3 protein-coding genes are annotated in these 5,418 nt (G+C 37.8%); 1 reads left to right on the top strand and 2 read right to left on the bottom strand.

Annotated features, from left to right (window positions below; translation table 11 throughout):
• A partial coding sequence (locus ACOVO2_RS19390; protein ID WP_421771561.1) for a S41 family peptidase occupies positions 1–987 on the top strand: 987 nt, incomplete at its 5' end.
• A gap of 147 nt (positions 988–1,134) precedes the next feature.
• On the opposite strand, the gene porV is transcribed toward ACOVO2_RS19390, so the two are convergent.
• Both porV and porU read right to left on the bottom strand, forming a co-directional pair.
• Positions 1,135–2,310, bottom strand: a complete 1,176-nt coding sequence (gene porV, locus ACOVO2_RS19385; RefSeq protein WP_421771560.1) for a type IX secretion system outer membrane channel protein PorV — start codon at positions 2,308–2,310, stop codon at positions 1,135–1,137.
• Between the two features lie 101 nt (positions 2,311–2,411).
• Positions 2,412–5,418 (bottom strand): type IX secretion system sortase PorU (gene porU, locus ACOVO2_RS19380; protein WP_421771559.1); only part of this gene is annotated, 3,007 nt, incomplete at its 5' end.

The following is a 5,418-nucleotide window of genomic DNA, read 5'->3' as shown; positions in this document are numbered from 1 at the left end:
AATCCAAAGTTATTCTTAGGATTCCTTTTAGCTGACCGTAATGCCGCTTGGAAAGCAGGAAAGGCAAAGTTTGAGATGCTTCAAATCGCTCCTGAAAAGTATATAACTAATTATTATTACGCTGATTTTTCAAGCGAAAAGAATTTTACTCGTGAAGTAAAGAATTTCCTGATTATTGAAAATATTTATAAATTCAATAAACTATTTCCGATTCCAAAAGAAGAAGTAAACAATGATGATTTACTGCATAAAATAGCCGATTACCGCGTTGAAAAGTTAGATTCAGTAACCGCACTTATTGTGCTTCCTCCTTTTACACTTCCGAATGCCCCCGAATTTGTGCAAGAATTAGTGCAGAAAAATGATGATCTCCTGAAAAATTCAGCCAACCTAATTATTGACATTCGGAATAATCCAGGTGGAGATGATGCTGCTTTTACACCTCTTTTTCCATATATTAGTGCAACACCGATTGTCCGCAAAGGTGGAGTTTTTAGAGCTACCGAGGAAAATATCATCTCAATCAAGCATGAATTAGAGGCTATCGATGAGTTTCCAATTTATAAGGAACGTCTCGGCCCCAAATTACAGACTGTATTACAAAAAATGGAAGCAAACAGAGGTAAGTTTGTAACAGGCCCAGATAAAGAATTTACTGCTACAAACCCTGCCGTAGCTACTAAAAAGGTTGCTTTGTTAGTCAATAAAAATACTGCAAGCACGGCTGAGCAATTTATCTTTGAAGCGAAACAAAGCCCCAAGACAATAGTTTTTGGTGAAAATACAAAAGGCCTGGCAGATTACATTGAAGTGCGTGATTGGGGGCTACCGTGCTATGGTTGGAGAGTGGCCTTTTCGTTAGCAAAAAGCCATCGTTTGCCACAAAAACCAATCGATAATGTGGGTATCAGTCCTGACGTTAAAATTAAAGATTCAGAAGCCGACTGGGTTGAGTTTGTAAGAAATCACCTAAAAAAATCGCAATAGATAGTCCCAATAGTCAATGGTATTTTTAGGTTTGAGGAATTATTCTATCACTAAAAGAATAAGTTTTCTATAAAAGATATATGCAACAAAAAAGCTCAATGAAATCAATCATTGAGCTTTTTTGTTGGAGAAACTTCAAATATCTAATTACTGATTTTCAGTAGGAACTTCCGTTGGATTGCTTACTTTCTTAGCGTCTAAATCAAAAATTAAGGATATTCTCCATGTATTTGAAAGAGGGCTACCTTGTGAAGTAGGTACTAAATAGGCTAAATCGAGGTTATAATTACTGATTTTAAACCCTAAACCAGTTGTTACATACTTTCTTCCGCCCTTGGTATTACTTTCCATAAAGTATCCACCACGAAGAGCAAAGAAATTATTATACCAATATTCAACACCTGTAGAGAGTGTAACTTCTCTTATTTCTTCCGTAAAGCCATCGGGAGCATCAGAAAATGAACCAAAAATGCCCGAAATTACACCAGTTGTTTCTGGATTTTTACCCTTCACAATTACACCGTTGCTCCACAAGGGTGGTGTTGGAATCAATAATTTGTTGGCATCTAGCAAGAAATTAAATTGGTTGTGGGCATCAAGTTTGAAGTTGATAGCACCCCCTAATTTCAAGTTTGTAGGAATATAAAAAGCTCCACGACCGTAATTTATTTTTCCACCAATGTTTGAGATTACAGCACCCGCCGAATACCTTGTTCCACGGTCTTTATTTTTAGCACTTGGCTTTTCGTTGGTGTAGAAAAACGATAAATCGCCAGCTACGTTATTCGCGGGCTTACTCGAAACACCATTGATGACTTGATTTCCAATCAAATTTGAATGAATATATTTGATATTGAGGCCTGTAGAAAAATCTCGGCCAATTTTACGAGAATAACCAGCAGTAAAGCTTAAGTCTCTTGATTTAAAAGTTCCGTTGGCTTGCCCTGTATTGGTTGTAAATTGAATCTCTCCTTGATCAAAATAGGTCATTGATGCCCCAAAAGAAGAGTTTTTATCAATTTTCTTAAACATGCCTACATTCATTAATCCCATATCGCCGACTAAGTCTCGCAACCAAGGAGTGTAAGAAACCGTGGCACCAATATTTTTATCAAGAAAAGTCAATTTTGCTGTATTCCAATAAATAGAGTTAGCGTCTGGCGAAGAGGCTACCCCTGCATCTCCCAAAGCAGCACCTCTTGAATCTGGGGATATCATAAGAAAGGGAACAGAGGGATTGAGTGCTCTTACTACTTGTGCTTGGCTTGTTAGGTTATTTACTAAAGCTATGCTTGCCAAAGCGGCTACTAATTTGCGTTTCATGTGAGATTTTTTAATATTCTACCCTCTCGAAGGGTACTTATCGGTTTAGAATATATTTTAGTCTTTAGTTTTACAAGTTCAAATATAACTTATTTTCTTGATTACTTCCAAAAAACCATTTTACCAGAAAATGATGAAGTACTTTTTTCGGAGATAGAATCAACAGTAATTCGATAAAAATAGGTGCCATTTTTCCAAATTTTAGGCTCAATTTTCATGCCAATATTGAGAGACTTTTCACAAAGATAGCAGACATTGGTTTGTTCAAAAATTTGTTTTCCCGAGCCTTCAAAAACAGTCACAACGAAGGTCAAATCTTGATTATCGGCATTGTGCTCAATGTAAAAACTTGTACTGCTTTCGACCGGATTTGGAAAATTGTAAGCTTTTAGAATTTTTAATCTCTCATTTTCTACTATAAACTTTAACGCTTCTTCGGCCGAATTATTATAGGTGTCCCAAACTTTTAATTTAACGGTGTATTGCCCCGCAGGTAGTTTTCCGAAGCTATATTTTATAATACCTTTGGTATAATCATTATCGTTTGTAAAGTATTGATTAGCAATGATTTGCAAGGTGTCGTTTAAGACGAGGATCATCTCATGACCTACACCCGCCTGCGAAATATTGATGCCATTTTCATCCGAAATCTGAGCTGTAAGAACATTACTTTTATCAATTGAAAGTTTGATTTCGGGGGCTTTTGTATCGCTTAAAATATTCGTTTCGCTGCCGCCAATCATCAGTTCATTATAACTTCCAGAAGCATCGACTGTGCTGTCAGACGATACCGCATAAAAATTCACACGCCCAGCACCGACCTGATAATTAATGTCTTTCGGAACAACGAAGGTCACTTTAAATGTTCCATTTTTCACCTCGACCAAACCTTCAAAAATCTGATTTCGGTAAGTTTTATAGCGAAACTTTTCGGTTTTTTGTCCAAGCGTACTTACTTCCGAAGGCTTATCAAAAACAGAGACGAGAATTTTTCCGTTAAAGTTGTTTTTCTTTAAACCATCGGCCGAATTAATGATTTCTCCCTCCAAACTTACTTTCGATAAAGCCCTAATGATTTGTTTTTCGGGCGAAGTGCCATTGATTTTGCTTAAAACGATTTTATCCGTTGGGTAAGCAAGCTGCATGGAAGGGTCGCCTACGAGAGAAAAATTTCGATTGAAAACCCCACTCAAGGAATTGTTTTTTGTGATTCTGAAAATATCACCCAGTCGAAGATTTGGATTGGTGTTTTTTTGTGCAAATGCTTGGTAGAAAGCATTATTTAACAAAAAATTGGTGTTTGAATAAACAGGTCGAGTGGTAGTAAGCAAGCCGATGGCCGCTCCTCTCGGACTTAACATGGCCATTTCGGCCCCCGAAACATTTCCTGGGTCGTCGAAACGCCCAAACGAACAAGTAGCAGTCAGAAACAACGGCATATTATTCAAATTTCGCCAACTTTGAATCTGTTCTCTTGTCAAAACCTTCTCTTCTGTCCAGCCATCAGTACCACCGTGTCCACTGTAATTGATTATTAAGGCACCCTCATTGACATTTTTATTCAAAGCTCTGTTTACTTCGGGCGAAATCGCACCGTTGGCCGTAGCAATTTGCGGAAAAGCATCTAAATATATTTTATTGATAATCAGGTCTTTGGTTGTCTTTAAGGTTACTTCCGAAATATCATCGGCATCTTGTTGATGAATATTAAAATCGCCATCATCGGCCACGAAGCTAATTTTTCTTCGCCAACTGCCCGCTGTTCGTTGTGTTCGGGCATAATAAATGAGTTTATCAACTACGTTTTTTGCTTCTTCCACACTCTTCACTGGCAAACGACCGATGCCGATTTCCATTGAATGGTTTCCTGCATTATTTTCTTGCCACTCGCCTTCGTTATCCTCAAAAAATCCAAAATAATCATCCGATGCGTAGCTATTTACAGGATTCAAAGATTCTCGACTTTCGTAAGTTGGAATCTGTAACTTTGTATCAATCGAAGCGTATTGTATGATGTTTTTGTAATCAAAACTGGCATCGGCAAAGAGCAACAGATACTTTAATTTCGTAGGATTTTTCTGCCATAAAAAACGTCCAAAATCTCTGATAGCGGTAGGGTCGGGGCTACCCGATGAAAATTCGTTAAAAACCTGGTCAATATCAACTACTGCAACTGATAGACCATCGTTTGTTTGGCGGAATGCGGCCAAACGCTCAGCTTGCTCACGCCAGTTTTTGATGGTAAGAATCAGTAAATCAGGCGTTTGTGTTTGCTGGATGTTCTGATTGTTTACTTTCTGAATAGAGTTTGGTTCGAGTAGATTATTGTTTGAAAACAGTATGAAAGTTTTGAGTTTATTTTGTGTTTCTGCCCCGAAACTGGCTTCTGAATTGTTGATTTGAAAAGGAATGTTTTCGGGCAAAAGAGGATTTGTTACATCCCAAATTTTTTGCGTATTGCTGGCTTGGCTAATGATGAAGTTAGAAGTTTTATTTGCTAAACTTTCAATCGAACGAACGAGTGTTTGTTGTTCGTAAAACTGCAATCTTCGTCTGGTTTGTAGCTCAAAATAATTCAAATATGCCACCGACGAACTTTGGTTGTTTTTATTGAAACTAAAAGTAAGTTTTTGCGTATTTTTTCCGTTGGAAATTGCTGTGAAGGTTTGAATATTTTCGTTGCCTTTAATGTCGTAAGTGCCTGTGCCAATGGCTCGAAGGCTTTGCTCACCAATGAGCGAGTCGGCATTGAGTTTTAGACTAACTTTTGTTGTAGTGAATGATGCCCCCAAAATGGCAGAAGTGAGTCTGATAATCGAATTCTGAACAATTCCTTCGGTCTTTAAATCAAAACTTATATCGGGGCTAACGCCAAACGATTCACCGTACCACTCACGCCCCGAACCGCCCAAATCTCGCCCGCCCAAACTCACCACATTCTTTTGGTCGAGTTCGTGGAAAGTGAAATCATCAAAAGTTCTGATATTGTTGGTTGAACTAACCAAAGCCTGATTTTTGATGCGTAAACCTTTAGTATTGGAGATATTCAGAAAAACAAAAGTGGTATCTGAATACGGATTGTTTTGGTGAGTAAATCGTTGATTATTA

It is taken from the genome of Emticicia sp., assembly GCF_049241225.1.
In the GTDB taxonomy this organism is placed as follows: Bacteria; Bacteroidota; Bacteroidia; order Cytophagales; family Spirosomataceae; genus Emticicia.
Note: the sequence above shows the minus strand (reverse complement) of the source record. Positions and strands in the feature narration are given on the sequence as shown.